A 15092-nucleotide genomic window follows, 5' to 3' on the forward strand; every position below is an offset into this window, starting at 1 on the left:
GCCCATTCTCGCGCAATGGCGCTTTTTCCTAAAATCCAATGATGAATTTCCCATCGCACCAGCTGAGCATGACCGTGCTCATGTCGCCCGACATGGCGAACTTTTCGGGCAACGTCCATGGCGGCGCCGTTCTCAAGCAGCTCGACCAGGTGGCCTATGCCTGCGCCAGCCGCTACGCGGGCCGCTATGTGGTCACGCTGAGCGTGGACCAGGTGATGTTCCTGCAGCCCATCCACGTGGGCGAGCTGGTGACCTTCCTGGCCAGCGTCAACCACACGGGCAAGTCGTCGATGGAGATCGGCATCAAGGTGGTGGCCGAGGACATCCGCACCCAGGTGGTGCGCCATGTCAACAGCTGCTTTTTCACCATGGTGGCGGTGGACGAGAACAAGCAGCCTGCGCCCGTGCCCACGCTGGTGCCGGCCACCGACGAGGAAAAGCGCCGCTGGCAGGCCGCGCTGATCCGCAAGGACCTGCGCCGCGAGCTGGCCCAGCGCTTCGAGCAAAGCCGCGTGACGGCCAGCAGCTCGGTCAAGCCGGGCTGAGCGTGGAGGGTGCAGCCGGTGGCCGATGCCAGGTGCCGGGCGCGCTGCCCTGCAACTCGTCCCGAACCTGTTCGATGACGCGCCTGAGGTCTTCCATGGAGGCCGGCTTGGACAGAACCTCGTCGGCACCGGCCTGCAGGTAGCGCAGGGCCTCGGAGGCCTCGGGACTGGCGGTCAGCGCAATCACGCGGCAGCGGCGCAGCTGGTTTTCGGCTTCCCGCCGGCGCAGGCGCCGGATGAACTCGAAGCCGTCCATGATCGGCATGCGGCCGTCGGTGATGATGAGATCAAAGGACTCGGCCAGGCAACGCGCCCAGGCCTCCTGCCCATCGCCGGCCAGCGAGATGCCGTGGCCCAGCGCGGTGAGCTGGCTCTTGAGCAGCTCGCGATTGAACATATAGTCTTCCACGGCCAGGATTCTGAGTTCAGGCTCGGCCGGGACTTCGGGCAGGGGCTCGGTGCCTGTATCGGCCTTTGCACGCAGCTCCAGGGGTGCGGGCATGAGCCGGGGCAATACTTCTTCGGCCGACGGCCTGTCGTCCGGCTCCACCAGTGGCAGGCTCAACCTGACCGTGAAGCGTGAGCCCCGGCCCGGCACGCTCTCCAGGGTGATGGTCCCACCCATGTGCTCCAGCAGGCGGCGCGTGATGCTCAGGCCCAGGCCGCTGCCGAAGGCCTGGTCCTGATGGGCCCCCGGCACCTGCGAAAAGGGCTTGAACAGCCGGGCCTGGTCCTGCGGGGCAATGCCGATGCCGGTGTCCTCCACCTCCATCTGCAGCAGCAGGCGGTCATGGCGGCGGGTGCCTTGCGCGCGCAGGGTGACGCTGCCGCGTTCGGTGAATTTGATGGCATTGCTCAGCAGGTTGAACAGCACCTGTTTGAGGTGCAGCGGGTCGGCCGTCACGCTGTGGTTCACGCCCTTGCCAACCTGGGTGCGCAGCGACAGCCGCTTGCCGTGCGCCAGGCCCTGCAGCAGCGGGGCCATGTCTTCGATCAGCGGCCGCAGCGCCACGGGCTGGGGCGTGGAGTCGATGTGGCCCGACTCGATGCGGTGCAGGTCCAGCACATTGCCCAGCAGCAGCAGCATGCCCTGGGAGGCCTTGTGGGCCGCGGCCAGCGTATCGCGGTGGGGCAGGCCGAGTTTCTCGCGGTCCTGCGCCAGCTCCAGCAGGCCGATGATGGCGCTCAGCGGCGTGCGTATCTCGTGGCTGGTGGTGGACAGGAACAGGCTTTTGGCCCGGTTGGCGGCCTCGGCGCGCCGCTCGGCACGGCGCGTCCGGCGCATCTGGCGGCTCAGGTAAAAGCCCCAGACCAGGGAGGTGGCCGTGGCCAGCGCCAGCGCTGCCAGCAGCAGCAGCAGGCGCTGGCGGTGCTCGCGCCAAAAGCGCGTGCCGCTGCCGCTATCGCGCGGCGCCCACAGGCGCACGATTTCGGCCATTTCTTCGGGTGAGATGGACAGCTGGGCCTTCTCCAGAATGCTCAGAAGCTCGGGCTCGGCGGCATGCACGGCCAGGCTCACGGGGCGGGTGTAGTCCTCCAGGATGCCGGTGAGCTGCAACTGGTTGCCCAATTGCTGGGCGTTGGCATAGCGCGCTGCGTAGTCATTGCCGACGAAGGCATCGCTGTCATCGGCTGCCACGCTGGCCAGGGCCTGGGCCAGGTCGGGATACAGCTGCAGCCGTATGCGCGGATGCTCGCGGCGCACCGTGTCTTCCAGGAAGAAGCCAGCCACCATGGCCACGCGCTTGCCCTCCAGTCCCTGCAGGTGGTGTATGCCCTTGTCACGCTGTGTGCCCGCATTCGCCTCGGGCCGGGCCATCACCACCACCGCGCTGCGCAGGTAGGGCGGCAGCAGCTTGATATTGGGCGATGCAATCGGCGGCGAGGTGTAGACGGGCGTGAGCAGGGCCTTGCCCGAGCCCAGAATGGCCTCGAGTTCGGTGTAGTTGCGTGCGGTCATGTAGTCGAACTGCAGGCCGGCGCGGTGGCTGATCAGGTCCAGGTAGTCGGGTCCTATGCCCTCGGCCTGGCGGTCGGCATCCAGCTGTCCCAGCGATCCCAGCGAGCTGTTGAGCACCACGGGAATGCGGGGGTGGGCATCCAGCTACTGCTTTTCCGAGGGTGTCAGGGCCACGCGGTCGCTTCCCAGCAGCGGACGGCGGCTGCCGCTCCAGCTGTGCAGAATGTCGTCGCCATGCTGCAAGGTGATGGCGGGCAGGGCCTGGTCCAGATAGGCCTTCAGCTGCGTATCGTCATGCCGCACCAGCATGCCGAAGCCCCGGCTTTCTATGGGGGCAAAGCCCTGCACGCGCAGGTTGAGCAGGTAGTTGGCGTGGATCAGGTAGTGCACCGTGACCGTGTCGCCGACGAAGCCGTCGATCTCGCCCAGGCTCAGCGCCTCCAGCGCGCGGCGGGGTGTTTCATAGGTCAGCAGCTCGCTGAGAGGATAGGCGGCCGCAACCTGGGAGCGCAGCAGCTGGTCGGGCGTCATGGCCAGCCGCGCGCCCCGGCGCTCCGCGTCGAAGGGCGCATGCGAGAGCGACACCAGCACTGGCTGGCTGGGCAGGTAGGGCACGCTCAGGGCCAGGTCGGCGCGTTCGGCCTCCAGCTCGGTGCCCTCGCAGGCCAGGTCGATCTCGCCGCGCCGCAGCGCATCGAGCACGGCCACGCGCGATCCATAGGTCTTGAAGCGCACCGGGGCGGGAAACAGCAGTCCCAGGTGGTCGGCCGTGATGCCCTGGAAGCGCTCGCCATCGATCATCTCCAGGGGAGGATGGTCGGGCAGGGAAATGCCCACGGTCAGCGGCCCGCGCGCCTGCAGCCACTGTCGGTGCGCGGGCGTGAGCCAGGGTTTTGCACCGGCCGTGACGCGCGTGGCCAGCACCATGTCGGCGCCTGCAGCCAGGCCGGGCATGAGCAGGGCCATGCCAAGCGCGCAGCCGGCCAGCAGCGGCGACCACTTGCGCCGCCATGCGGACAGCCGTATCTGCGCAGCTGTGGAAGTGAAAGTAAGGCCTGGTGTTTTCATGGAATCCCCCGATGGCGCTACCGCCGCCTGGCGGAGCTGACGGTCTGCCAAAACGGTCTAAACGCCGTTTCGGCAGCCAACAGGGGATTTTTAATGAAAACTAATGATTTTTATGAATCGATAGATTTTTGATTGCAGCAATCTCGCACTCAGGCGGCTGCAACCGCAGCGGTAAGCTGCGTCTGAGGTTCGGCCATTGCCCGTACGCCATGGACCACATCGCCAACGACGATGACGCTGGGGCTGCCCAGGCCCGTGTCGGCAATGCACTCCACCAGCGCGCCCAGCGTGGTCAGCGCGTGGCGCTGTTGTGGCAGGCTGGCGTGCTGGATCACGGCCACGGGCGTGGCTGCGGGCAGGCCATTGAGCAGTTCGGCGCGGATGTGCTCCACGCTGCTCACGCCCATGTAGATCACCAGGGTGAGCCGCGCATCGCGCGCGGTGGCGGCCAGCTGGCGCCAGTCGGTGCCGCTGTCGCCGGGCTTGGCGTGGCCCGTGATGAAGACCACGCCGTGCGCGCGGTCGCGGTGCGTGAGCGGGGCGCCCAGGCTGGTGAGCCCGGCCAGGCCGGCGGTGATGCCGTTGATGACCTGGACCTCGACGCCCGCTTCGCGCATGTGCTCCACCTCTTCGCCGCCGCGCCCGAAGATGAAGGGGTCGCCGCCCTTCAGGCGCACCACGGTCTCGCCCTCCTGCACGGCGCTCAGCATGAGCTTTTCGATGAAGGCCTGGGGCGTGCTCTTGCAGCCGCCGCGCTTGCCCACGTAGACGATGCGCGCCGTGGGCGCGGCATGGGCCACGATGGCGTCGCTGACCAGGTCATCGACCAGCAGCACGGTGGCAGCCTGTATGGCCTTGAGGGCCTTGATGGTCAGCAGCTCCGGGTCGCCGGGGCCGGCGCCGACCAGGGTGCAGGTGCCGCGCCGGGCGGTGTTCGCGGGGGTGTGGGACGGGGACGTCATGGCGGGGCTCCGTTTTTTCTGGGGTATTCAGCGAATCTGATCGGCAAGGTGGACGATGTGTTCCACCTGGCGTGTGAGCGCGGGCGGCACGGGCAGCCGGCCCGCGAGCACGTCTTCGGTGTAGCGCGCCGTGGTGTCCATGTCGATCTCGGCGGGCAGGCCCGGCACGTCGGAGGCGGTGCCGCTTTGCTGCTCGGCCAGCAGCTGGTGGGCGCCTGCCACAAAGCCGTCGTAGCGCGGCAGCCGGCGCGGGTCGGCCGCGACCTCGCCTTCCAGCCCGCGCGAGAGCAGGACATTCATGCCCAGTGTCCCGAAGGTGCCGTGCAGCATGGGCAGGTACTCGGGATGGGTGTAGGCCGTCACCAGCAGGCAGGGGCCGTCGCAGGGCGCCAGCAGCTTGACCACGCTGTGGCCCGGGTTGCGCAGGCCGATGACCTCGCGCACGGACAGCAGGCGCGCCAGGGCCAGGTGCAGATGCTCGGTATGGATATGGGCCACCTGGCCGCCGGCCAGGGCCTGGGGAGATGGCAGCGGCGCAATGCCCAGGGCCTGCAGTACATCGCTGGCCAGGATGCGGCGCGCCTCGGTGCGCATGCCGTGCAGCAGCACGGGCAGGCCTTCGCGTGCCAGCAGCAGGGCCAGCAGGGGGGTGAGCACGGGCAGGCGGCGCGCGCCGTTGTAGCTGGGCAGCACGATCACGGGGCGGCCATCGGCCGAGGCGGGAAAACGGGCGACGCGCGCATGCACGGCGTCCAGGAAGCCGCTCATCTCCTCGACGGTCTCGCCCTTGATGCGCATGGCGATGCAAAAGGCCCCGATCTCCAGGTCGCTGACGCCGCCGTCCAGCACCTGGCCGAACAGGTCGGCCGCCTGCGGGCGATCCAGCGCCTTGGCTCCGCGTGCGCCGCGGCCTATTTCCTTGATGTATTGGCTGATGCCCATGGCGTTGCAATCGTGGGTGGAATCCTGTGGGGGCATATTTTCCCGCAGGTTTCATTACTTTTCGCTATATATGCAAACCCGTTGTTCAATCGCCTCTTTCAGCGGTCTCCTGGCTCTTCGCCAGGGGGATGTGGCGCACCAGACGCTTGAGCTCGGGCAGGCAGGAGCCGCAATTGGTGCCGCAGCGCAACCGGCCCTGCAGCGCGGCCAGGCGCGCGTCGTCGCTGCCCTCGCAGCGCGCAAGCGCGCCTGCGATGGCGGTCTCGTCCACATCGAAGCAGGTACAGACCTGGCGCGCACGCGGCTGGATGGCCAGCGGCGCCGAACCCGAGGGCATGAGCAGCAGGCGGCCATAGTCCTGTGCCGGCATCTGGTCCTGCAGCAGGGTGGACAGCCAGCTGCCCGCGCGCGTGTCGCCCGCCAGCAGCAGGGCCTCGACCGTGGTGGACAGGCTGTGGCGGTCCAGCCGCAGCGCGCGGCTGTGCTGGCGGCGGCGGTCGGTGTAGCGCAGGGTGTCGGCGGCATCCAGGCCCAGCAGGGATTCGATCCGTGCGAGGACGGCCTCGCCCGGCGCCTCATGCGCGGCGGCGCGCAGCAGCACGCCGTGCCGGGCCCGGGCGGCGTCCTGCAGCGGGACGGCATTGCCGAAGGGCACGCAGCTGGCAAAGCCGAAGTGCGGCATGAGGGCGGACAACTGCTCGCGCACGGCCAGCACCCGGTCCTCGGGCAGCCAGGCCATGGCCAGCAGGGTCCAGGGCAGTTCGGCCTTTTGCAGCTTCACGGCCGTGTGCTTGAGTTCGGGCTGCTTGGAGCCGGGGCACAAGGCCGGTGTGGTCAGGGCATTGACGCCGCCCATTGAAGTGCCGCCCATTGAGGTGCCGCCCAGGTACTCGCCTCCCCAGTGCATGGCCATGAAGAGCTGGGAGGGCGTCAGCGTGTCATCGGGCTGCACCGGCACCAGCAGGGCGCCGCGCCGGCTGCTCATCTGCACCAGGTCGCCCGCGCGCAGGCCGCGCTCGGCCATGTCCCGCGGGTGCATTTGCAGGCAGGGCTCGGCCGCATGGCCGAACAAGCGGCCCAGCTGGCCCGTGCGGCTCATGCCGTGCCACTGGTCGCGCAGCCGGCCTGTGGTCAGGCTGAAGGGATAGTGCGCATCGGGCGGCTCGGCCAGCGGCTGCCAGGGCAGCAGGGCAAAGCGTGCGCGGCCATCGGGCGTGGGAAAGCGGCCGTCTTCGTAGAGCCGTGCGCGGCCCTGGGCTGCGCCTTCGGGCAGCGGCCATTGCTGGGGGCCTTGCGCGTCCAGCAGATCCCAGGACAGGCCGGTGATGTCCAGGTCACGCCCGCGCGTGCTCTCGCGGTGCTCGTTCCAGATGGCCTGGGCGCCGGCAGCGGCGTCTTCGGTGTCGTAGGGAAAGAGGCTGGGCCGGCCCGGGCGCAGCCGTGCCTCCATGCGCCGCGCGCAGTCCACGGCAATGCGCCAGTCATGGCGCGCGGCGCCGGGTGCGGCCACGGCGGGGCGCACGCGCGAGATGCGCCTTTCGCTGTTGGTCACCGTGCCGAGCTTCTCGCCCCAGGTGGTGGCGGGCAGCAGCAGGTCGGCGTAGGCGCAGGTGGCGGTGGTGGCAAAGGCCTCCTGCACGATGACGAATTCGGCCCGCTGCAGCGCGCGCCGCACCAGGGCCTGGTCGGGCATGCTTTGCGCAGGGTTGGTGCAGGCTATCCAAAGCGCGCGGATCTCGCCCTCGGCGGCGGCCTCGAACATCTCCACGGCGGTCTTGCCGGGGCGGTGCGGCACGGCGTCCACGCCCCACAGTGCGGCCACTTCGGCGCGGTGGACGGGGTTGGCCAGGTCGCGGTGGGCCGACAGCAGATTGGCCAGCCCGCCCACCTCGCGCCCGCCCATGGCATTGGGCTGGCCCGTGAGCGAGAACGGCCCCGCGCCCGCGCGCCCGATCTGGCCCGTGGCCAGGTGCAGGCCGATCAGCGCGGCGTTCTTGGCCGTGCCGTTGCTGCTCTGGTTCAGGCCCTGGCAGTACAGGCTCAGCGTGGCGCCACGGGCGGCGCCGCCGCGTGCATCCCCGCCCAGCGCAAACCATTGCGCGGCCTGGAACAGATCGTGCCGGGGCAGGCCGCAGAGCTCGCCCACGCGCTCGGGCGTGGCCTCCCGCACCAGGGCCTGCAGGTCGGCAAAGCCGCTGGTGTGGCGTGCGATGTAGGCCTGGTCCAGCCAGCCTTCCAGTTCCATGATGTGCAGCATGCCGTGGAACAGCAGGGTGTCGCTGCCCGGGCGCAGCGGCAGGAAGAGGTCGGCCATGCCGGCCGTGTCGGTGCGGCGCGGGTCGGCCACGATGATCTTCATCTGCGGCCGCGCGGCACGCGCCTGCTCGATGCGCCGCGTGAGCACGGGATGCGCCCAGGCCGCGTTGCTGCCCGCGATGAAAAGGCAGTCCGCATGGTCCACATCCTCGTAGCAGGCCGGTGGCGCGTCGGCGCCCAGCGTGAGCTTGTAGCCGGCCACGGCGCTGCTCATGCACAGGCGCGAATTGGTGTCGATGTTGTTGGTGCCGATCAGGCCCTTGGCCAGCTTGTTGAAGACGTAGTAGTCCTCGGTCAGCAACTGGCCGCTCACATACAGGCCCACGGCGTCGGGGCCGTGCTCCTGCACGATGGAGGCCAGCCTGCCGGCGGCCAGGTCCAGTGCGGCATCCCAGCCCACATCCTGGGGCGCCGCGCCGCGCGTGGCACGCAGCGCGGGCTGCAGCCGCCGCGTCTGCTGTGCCAGGGCGGGCGAGGCCGTCAGGTGCAGGGTGCTGCCCTTGGTGCACAGGCGGCCGTGGTTGGCGGGGTGCGCCGGATCGCCGCGCACGCCCGTGATGCGCGCACCATCGCTTTCGATGAGGACGCCGCAGCCTACGCCGCAATAGGGGCAGGTGGATCGGGTTTCTTGCATGGTGGGCCTGGGGTGGATGAGGGAAGGGCAGGGCACGGGGGCGGGCGCCGTCACGGGCCGCTGGCCGGGTCGGCCGGGCTGGCCTTGCTGGCTAGGCTGGCTAGGCTGGCTTGACTTTCGCCGAACATGAGGCGGTCGCGCAGTTCCTGCACTGCCACGCCATCGCGGAGCAGGCGGAAGTACCAGCCGCTGTCCTCGGTGTCGCCATACAGGCAGGCGCCGACCAGCCTGTCACCGCGCAGCACAAGCTTGCGGTATACGCCCGCGCCGGGGTCGCTGAGCACGATTTCCTCCGTGCCCTCGTCGCCGCGGAAGTCGCCCGCGCTGAACAGATGGATGCCCGTGACCTTGAGCTTGGCCGAGGTCTGCGAGCCCGGATAGCGGCCGATGCCCATCTCCGCCAGGTGGTTGGCCAGCACCTTGCCCTGCTCGAACAGCGGCGCCACCAGCCCGTAGGCCACGCCCCGGTGCGCCGCGCACTCGCCCACGGCGTAGATGCGCGGGTCGGTCACGGTCTGCAGCGTGTCGCTGACCACGATGCCGCGCTGCACGTGAAGGTGCATCTGCTCGGCCAGCGTGGTCTCGGGCCGGATGCCCACGGCCATGACCACCAGCGAGGCCGGTGCCTCGCGCCCGTCCTGCAGGTGCACGCAGGCCACGCGGCCCTGGCCGTCGCCCGTCAGCGCCCGGGTCTGGGCCTGCATCAGAAAGCGCATGCCGCGCTCGGCCAGCGAGGCCTGCAGCATGGCGGCTGCGGTCTCGTCCAGCTGGCGGTCCAGCAGGCGCTCGCCCGCATGCACCACGGTAACGTCCATGCCGCGCTTCATGAGTCCGTTGGCGGCCTCCAGGCCCAGCAGGCCGCCGCCGATGACCACGGCATGGCGGTGGGTGGCGGCCGCCGCGATCATGGCCTGGGTGTCGGCAATGTCGCGGTAGCCCAGCACGCCTTCCAGCTCGCGCCCGGGCACGGGCAGCATGAAGGGGCGCGAGCCCGTGGCCAGGATCAGCCGGTCGTACTCGGCGCTCACCGGCTGTCCGGCCGCGTCCACGGCGTGCACCACGCGGCGCGCGCGGTCGACTGCGTGCACGCGGCAGCCCGCATGCAGGGTGATGCCGTGCTGCGCATACCAGGACCAGTCGTTGAGGATGATCTCGTCCAGCTGCTGCTCGCCCGCCAGCACGGGCGACAGCATGATGCGGTTGTAGTTGGGGTGGGGCTCGGCCCCGAATACCGTGATCTCGTAGAGGTCGGGCGCGATCTTGAGCAGCTCCTCCAGCGTGCGCACGCCGGCCATGCCGTTGCCCACCATCACCAGCCTGGATTTTTTCATCGTGCCCCCGTTGCGTTTCGGAAAACAAAAAAGGCGTCCCCCCGCTGCGCGGCCGATGGCTGCGCGCGGGGTGACGCCTTTGTCCCGGGCCGTGGCACGTCGTTGCGCCTGGCCCTGCGGCCCTCCATGGCCACGCCCGGGATTTAGCAAGCTGCGTGCCAGGCCTGCTGCCCTGTGGCGACTGATTGCGCGGGGGACGCGAGCCCGCGCGGCCGTGCCAGGCTGGTGCGCCGCATGCATCAAAGCGGTGCGCGTGCTATCGATACGGTCCTATCAGATGTCTGAATCCAATGGAGGTTTTGTTTTTATTTGTTTCAAATGTGGCGGTTCGGGGTAAAAACTTTGAACTCCGGCCAGCGGCTCGCTGGGCCGGATGGGGCACGCAGGATTTTTCTTCTTCAAGGGAGGGATGCCTATGAGAGTGAATCTGCCGGTCAGTACGCGCGAGTACTCGTTTCCCAAGGGCCAGACCCTGGTCTCCACCACGGACCTGAAGGGCCGCATCCTCTACTGCAACCCGATGTTCATCGAGGTCAGCGGCTACGAGCGCGAAGACCTGCTGGGCCAGCCCCACAACATGATCCGCCACCCCGACATGCCCGAGGAAGCCTTCCGCGACATGTGGGAGACCATCTCGGCGGGCCTGCCCTGGTCCGCCCCCGTGAAGAACCGGCGCAAGAACGGCGACTTCTACTGGGTCATGGCCAATGTCACCCCGCTGATGGATGGCGACCGGCCCTCGGGCTACATGTCGGTGCGCACCGAGGCTACGCGCGAGCAGACCGATGCGGCCGAGCGCCTCTACGCCACCATGCGCGCCGAGAAGGACGCCGGGCGCCGGGTCCACGTGCTGCGTGCAGGCCACCTGTTGCGCAACAACCTGCGCGGCCGCCTGGCCAGCGCATTGAGCCTGGGCCTGGCCGGCAAGCTGGTGCTGATCTTCTTCATGGTGGTGGCGGCGGCCTTTGGCGCGGCGCTGGCCGGTGGGCATACGCTGGACGCATGGTCTGCGCTGGCCTGGCTGGCGGTCTGCATCTTCACGGGCCTGGCCGGGGCCTGGGCCTACCGGCTGACCGTGGCGCCGCTGGCGCAGATGGTGCTGCTGGCCAACCGCCTGGCGGCCGGCGACCTGACGCAGACCATACGCATCACGCGCAAGGACGTGGTGGGCGATCTGCAGAAGGCGCTGAGCCAGCTCAACGTGAACCTGCTGTCCATCGTGCGCGATGCGCGCGAGGAAAGCGACAAGATGCAGATCTCCAGCCGGGAAATCGCGCAGGGCAACCATGACCTGTCCGCGCGCACCGAAACCCAGGCGGGCAACCTGCAGCAGACGGCGGCCTCCATGGAGGAGATCACGGGCACCGTCAAGCACACGGCCGACTCGGCCCGCCAGGCCACGGACCTGGCCGCCCAGGCCAGCGAGGTGGCCGAACGCAGCAGCGGCGCCGTCGATGGCGTGGCCGCCACCATGAAGCAGATCCAGGCCGCGTCGGGGCGCATCGGCGAGATCACGCAGCTCATCGACTCCATCGCCTTCCAGACCAATATCCTGGCGCTGAACGCTGCCGTGGAGGCCGCGCGCGCAGGCGACCAGGGCCGGGGCTTTGCGGTCGTGGCGGCCGAGGTGCGCAGCCTCTCGCAGCGCACGCTGGCGGCGGCCAAGGAGATCCGCGAGCTCATCGACGACTCCGCCGCCAAGGTGCTGGACGGCAACCAGAGGACCGAGGTGGCGCAGAAGACCATGATCGAATCGCTGGATCTGGTGCGGCGCGTGAGCCTGCTGATCGGCGAGATCCACAGCGCCTCCAGCGAGCAGCTCAGCGGCATCTCGCAGGTCAACGCGGCCGTGGCGCATCTGGACAGCATCACGCAGCAGAACGCGGCCTTGGTCGAGCAGAACGCGGCATCGGCCATGGCCCTGCAGGCCCAGGCGCAGACCGTGTCGGAAACCGTGCAGGTGTTCCGGCTGGACGCCACGGGCCGCTCGCCTGCCGCAGTGGGCGATGCCGTGGCCCTGCGCCGGTCCATGAAGGCCCAGGCACAGAGCCAGGCAGGCGGCCAGGCACGCAGCCAGGCACGCAACCAGGTGCAGAGCCCGCCACAGATGCGGCAGGCGCGCGCGCAGCCGCAGAGGGTGCTGACCACGACCTGACCCCTGCGGGTTCCTGCGGCCGCTGGAAAACATCGTTGACACTTGGACGTGGCACCGTCATGTGCGCTGCGCAGGCTTGCGCATACCATGTGGTTTTGTGTTGACCGGGCGACCGGATGAAGGAACGACCATGAACTCCAGCTCTTCCCTGGCCGCCGAACTGATGGCCCAACTGCAGGGCGCGCCCATGCAGCAGATGGCGGACCAGATCGGCGCCAGCCCCGCTCAGACCGAAAGCGCCGTGGGCGCGGCCCTGCCCGTGCTGCTGGCCTCGCTGGGCCGCAATGCGGCCGATCCGCAGGGCGCGGCCAATCTCTTCGGCGCGCTGCAGCGCGACCATGGCGCGGCCAGCGGCGGCGGTGCCGGTGGCCTGGACCTCGGCGGCCTGCTGGGCTCGCTGCTGGGCGGCGGCGCAGGCGCGGGCGGCAATGCAGGGGGCGGGCTCGATGGCGCGGCCATCCTGGGCCACATCCTGGGCGGCAACCAGCAGCGCGCGCAGGACGGACTGGGCCAGGCCACGGGCCTGGGCAGCGGCGGCGCGGCCCAGCTGCTGCAGCTGCTGGCCCCCATCGTCATGTCCTTTCTTGCGCAGCGCGTGAGCGCAGGCGGCATGGACGCCGGCGGCCTGGGCCAGGTGCTGGGCCGCGAGCATGCGCAGGCCCAGCAGCAGGGCGGTCTGGGTGGTGGTTTGCTGGGCAGCCTGCTCGATCAGGATGGCGACGGCCAGGTAGGTCTCAGCGATCTGATGAAGATTGGTGGCAGCCTGCTGGGCGGCCGCCGCTGAAGGGCCGCATTCACTGAATCGGGCAGGGCCGGTGCGTGTGCATACACGCGCTGGCCCTGTTGCTTTTTGGGCGCAGTTCGGATGACACTAGAACCGAATTGGCGAACGACTGAAAGGCACCCATGACAGCAGTTGCAGACATTCTCAAGTCCAAGGCCAGCGGCGCGGTGTACAGCATCGCGCCTACCGATTCCGTGCTCGACGCGCTGCGGCTCATGGCCGACAAGGGCATTGGCGCCCTGCTGGTGATGGAGGGTAGCGAGATCGCAGGCATCGTCACCGAGCGCGACTACGCGCGCAAGATCGCGCTGCTGGGGCGCACCTCGGGCGCCACCCTGGTGCGCGACGTGATGACGCGCGACGTGCTCTTCGTCGGCCCCACCCAGACCACGCAGGAATGCATGGCGGTGATGACGGAGAACCGGCTGCGCCACCTGCCCGTGGTGGACGAGGGCGGCAAGCTGCTGGGCCTGATCTCCATCGGAGACCTGGTCAAGGACATCATCTCCGAGCAGAAGTTCATCATCGAGCAGCTGGAGCACTACATCTCGGGCCGGCACTGAGCCGGGGCGCGGCCTGCCCGCCATGGGCAGGGTCTCGAAGGCGGCAGGACCGGCGAAGGTTCAGGCCGCCTTTTCCACATGCCCCTGGCGCGTGTACAGGAAGTCGATCACCGCCTTGCGGCACTCGCGGTAGCGGTTGTCCTCGGCCAGTGCCACGCGGTTGCGCGGCCGGGCGATGCCGACTTCCAGCACCTCGCCGATGGTGGCTGCCGGGCCGTTGGTCATCATCACGATCTTGTCGGACAGCAGCACGGCCTCGTCCACGTCGTGGGTGACCATGACCACGGTGCTTTGCGTGCGCGCCACGATCTCCAGCAGCTCGTCCTGGAGCTTTGCGCGCGTGAGTGCATCGAGCGCGCCGAAGGGCTCGTCCATCAGCAGCACCTGCGGCTCCATCGACAGCGCGCGCGCAATGCCCACGCGCTGCTTCATGCCGCCCGAGATTTCGCCGGGCCGCTTGTGCGCGGCATGGGCCAGGCCCACCAGCTCCAGCGCGGCCAGGGTGCGTGCCTTGAGCTGGGCGCGGCTTTCCGTGCGGCCATAGACGCGCTCCACGGCCAGGTGGATGTTGCCCTCGCAGGTCAGCCAGGGCAGCAGCGAGTGGTTCTGGAAGACCACGGCGCGCTCGGGCCCGGGGCCCTTGATCTCCTTGTTGGCGCACAGCAGCACGCCCGTGGTGGGCGTGGTCAGGCCCGCGATCAGGTTCAGCAGGGTGGACTTGCCGCAGCCCGAGTGGCCGATCAGCGAGACGAACTCGCCCCGCGCAATGGTCAGGTCGATATTGCGCAGCGCCGGAAACAGGCCCTTGGCGGTCTTGAAGCTCTGCTCCACGCCCTGGACCTCGATGAACTTGGACGATGCATTCATGCCTTCACCTCTTCGAACGTAAATGCCGTTGCCAGCTTGACCAGGGCCATCTCCAGCAGCAGGCCCACGATGCCGATCACGAAGATCGCGATGATGATGTTCTTGACGTTGAGGTTGTTCCACTCGTCCCAGACCCAGAAGCCGATGCCCACGCCGCCGGTGAGCATCTCGGCCGCGACGATGACCAGCCAGGCCGTGCCCACGGCCAGACGCACGCCGGTCAGCATGTAGGGCAGCACGGCGGGGAACAGGATGGTGGTGGCGATCTTCCATTCGCTGAGGTTGAGCACGCGCGCCACGTTCATGTAGTCCTGGGGCACGCGCTGCACGCCCACGGCGGTGTTGATGAGCATGGGCCAGATCGAGCAGATGAAGATGGTCCAGATGGCCGCCGGGTTGGCGCCCTTGAAGACCAGCAGGCCGATGGGCAGCCAGGCCAGCGGCGACACCGGGCGCAGCAGGCTGATCAGCGGGTTGAACATGCGCGACAGGAAGTTGAAGCGCCCGATCACGAAGCCGGCCGGAATGCCGACCAGCGCCGCCAGGCCAAAGCCCACGGCCACGCGCTGCAGCGAGGCCAGCACATTCCAGCCCACGCCCTGGTCATTGGGGCCGTTGCGGTAGAACGGGTCGCTGAAAATCTCCACCGCCTGGTGCCAGGTCGCCAGTGGCCCCGGAATGCTCTGGCCCGAGCCTGCAGCCACCAGGGACCACACGCCCACCAGCAAGCCCAAGCCGCACAGCGGCGGCAGCACGGCCAGCCAGAAGGCCCGCGACAGCGCTGCCCAGTCGCGCGGGGCGGCGGGTGCCCGGGCCTGGGCCTGGGCGGCCGGCGCGGCTGGAGCGGCGGGCCCTGAAGCCTGCGCGGAGATCGGTGTGGAGGCGGCTGCCGGCGCGGCAGCGGATTCGGCCGGGAAGTGGAAGACGGCGCTGACCATGGTGTGTTCCTCTGTGGGGTGGGGCTT

General features: G+C 69.0%; 12 protein-coding genes. 4 read left to right on the forward strand and 8 right to left on the reverse strand.

Going from position 1 to position 15092, the window contains the following annotated elements:
• Window positions 1-41: 41 nt before the first annotated feature.
• The gene (locus DACI_RS11825; RefSeq protein WP_013803479.1) at window positions 42-545 is read left to right on the forward strand and encodes an acyl-CoA thioesterase; all 504 of its coding nucleotides are present in this window, start codon (window positions 42-44) and stop codon (window positions 543-545) included.
• Here the strand turns inward: DACI_RS11825 and DACI_RS11830 are convergent.
• From DACI_RS11830 to DACI_RS11850, 6 genes are all read right to left on the reverse strand, one after another.
• Complete coding sequence (locus DACI_RS11830) at window positions 532-2622, reverse strand: ATP-binding protein (RefSeq protein ID WP_225971078.1); 2091 nt, start codon at window positions 2620-2622, stop codon at window positions 532-534. The two genes, DACI_RS11825 and DACI_RS11830, sit on opposite strands and share 14 nt — an antisense overlap.
• Before the next feature lie 27 nt (window positions 2623-2649).
• The gene (locus tag DACI_RS32510) at window positions 2650-3573 is read right to left on the reverse strand and encodes a transporter substrate-binding domain-containing protein (protein WP_012204287.1); all 924 of its coding nucleotides are present in this window, start codon (window positions 3571-3573) and stop codon (window positions 2650-2652) included.
• Window positions 3574-3722: 149 nt separating this feature from the next.
• A complete protein-coding gene (gene cobA / locus DACI_RS11835) occupies window positions 3723-4535 on the reverse strand; it encodes a uroporphyrinogen-III C-methyltransferase (protein WP_012204288.1) in 813 nt (270 codons plus the stop codon).
• A 27-nt stretch (window positions 4536-4562) separates the two neighbouring features.
• Window positions 4563-5477 (reverse strand): DNA-binding protein YbiB, encoded by a 915-nt coding sequence (gene ybiB, locus DACI_RS11840; RefSeq protein ID WP_043783336.1) that lies wholly within the window; start codon window positions 5475-5477, stop codon window positions 4563-4565.
• Between the two features lie 85 nt (window positions 5478-5562).
• Window positions 5563-8427: a nitrate reductase gene (locus DACI_RS11845; protein WP_012204290.1), complete on the reverse strand. Its 2865-nt coding sequence runs from the start codon at window positions 8425-8427 to the stop codon at window positions 5563-5565.
• A gap of 50 nt (window positions 8428-8477) precedes the next feature.
• Window positions 8478-9758, reverse strand: coding sequence for an NAD(P)/FAD-dependent oxidoreductase (locus tag DACI_RS11850; protein WP_012204291.1), 1281 nt, complete (start codon window positions 9756-9758; stop codon window positions 8478-8480).
• Between the two features lie 415 nt (window positions 9759-10173).
• Between DACI_RS11850 and DACI_RS11855 the strand changes: the two genes are divergently transcribed.
• The 3 genes from DACI_RS11855 to DACI_RS11865 all read left to right on the forward strand — a co-directional run bounded on the left by DACI_RS11855 (window position 10174) and on the right by DACI_RS11865 (window position 13260).
• A complete protein-coding gene (locus DACI_RS11855) occupies window positions 10174-11913 on the forward strand; it encodes a methyl-accepting chemotaxis protein (protein ID WP_012204292.1) in 1740 nt (579 codons plus the stop codon).
• 130 nt (window positions 11914-12043) lie between these two features.
• Window positions 12044-12697 carry a DUF937 domain-containing protein gene (locus DACI_RS11860; RefSeq protein ID WP_012204293.1) on the forward strand — a complete coding sequence of 218 codons (654 nt, stop codon included), beginning with the start codon at window positions 12044-12046 and terminating at the stop codon, window positions 12695-12697.
• A gap of 122 nt (window positions 12698-12819) precedes the next feature.
• Window positions 12820-13260, forward strand: coding sequence for a CBS domain-containing protein (locus tag DACI_RS11865; protein WP_012204294.1), 441 nt, complete (start codon window positions 12820-12822; stop codon window positions 13258-13260).
• Window positions 13261-13320: 60 nt separating this feature from the next.
• On the opposite strand, the gene DACI_RS11870 is transcribed toward DACI_RS11865, so the two are convergent.
• Together DACI_RS11870 and ntrB are read right to left on the reverse strand one after the other, a co-directional pair.
• On the reverse strand, window positions 13321-14127 hold the full coding sequence (locus DACI_RS11870; RefSeq protein WP_012204295.1) for an ABC transporter ATP-binding protein: 807 nt from the start codon (window positions 14125-14127) through the stop codon (window positions 13321-13323).
• Window positions 14124-15065: a nitrate ABC transporter permease gene (gene ntrB, locus DACI_RS11875; RefSeq protein ID WP_012204296.1), complete on the reverse strand. Its 942-nt coding sequence runs from the start codon at window positions 15063-15065 to the stop codon at window positions 14124-14126. The genes DACI_RS11870 and ntrB overlap by 4 nt, the downstream gene beginning before the upstream one ends.
• Window positions 15066-15092: the final 27 nt, after the last annotated feature.

Source organism: Delftia acidovorans SPH-1, assembly GCF_000018665.1.
GTDB classification, from domain to species: Bacteria; Pseudomonadota; Gammaproteobacteria; order Burkholderiales; family Burkholderiaceae_C; genus Comamonas; species Comamonas acidovorans.